This window comes from Vibrio sp. 1641 (assembly GCF_033339995.1).
Classification (GTDB): domain Bacteria; phylum Pseudomonadota; class Gammaproteobacteria; order Enterobacterales; family Vibrionaceae; genus Vibrio; species Vibrio alginolyticus.
This window is the reverse complement of sequence record NZ_JAWOVP010000129.1, coordinates 1-772: the sequence shown is the minus strand read 5'-3', so window position 1 is coordinate 772 and position 772 is coordinate 1. Positions and strand designations below refer to the sequence as shown.

The window sequence follows — 772 nt, the reverse complement described above, 5'->3', positions numbered from 1 at the left end:
CGAAATACTTAGAGGAGTACCGGGTTTTAAAGGTTTCCAGATGGGTTTCGAATTTCTGACCATCCGCACTGGCATGCAGCTGGTCCTCCTGAATATGGTAGTGGCGGAAGATGGGTAGCGCTGCAACCGCATTATTGATCACGTCGCTGGCGTCATGCAGCGTTTCAGGCCGGATATAGTTGGCCTGCACCGTACTCAGGTGTTCATAGCTTCGATCGGAGATCTGCGCCATGCCATACACACCACGGTGAGTGGCGTTGGCAATCAGAATGGCCAGTAAATCATCCTGATGAGTGAACCCTTGTTTTTGTATCGGAAGTACATGAGTCAGACATTTCATGAACCCGGTTTCGCGCTCTACATACCGCAGTACATCCGCGATACCGACCGGTTGCATTCGCTTAAAAAAGGGATTGTTGACCAGAGATGTAGCGCCTTTTGTTGGCAGGTGCCAGCGGGTGCCCGAGCGATTTTTCATGATTACATTGCGATTATCTCCCTCATCAATATGGCGCGCCACGTCTTTGAGCGCGCTTTCCAGTCGATGTTGTTTCTCCTGTAACAATAACTCTGCGGGCTGTTTTAGTCTGTCCAGTGTTGATGAGGCCAGCAAGGTATCCTGCGATGTCTGGGGGATCAGGTCGTCTTCCAGTGCGCGGTATTTGGTAACATTTGGCAAATAAATGCGTCCATTCAGTCGTGAGGTTAACTGCCGGTAGAGCAGCCATTCGTAACGTTGCGGGTTAACGTTATCCTGTTTAACCAACCATGG

1 protein-coding gene is annotated in these 772 nt (G+C 50.3%); it reads right to left on the bottom strand.

Annotation, left to right across the window (positions count from 1 at the left end):
- The coding region (locus R7Z47_RS24595; protein ID WP_318130730.1) for a Tn3 family transposase at positions 1-772 on the bottom strand (772 nt) is incomplete at both ends.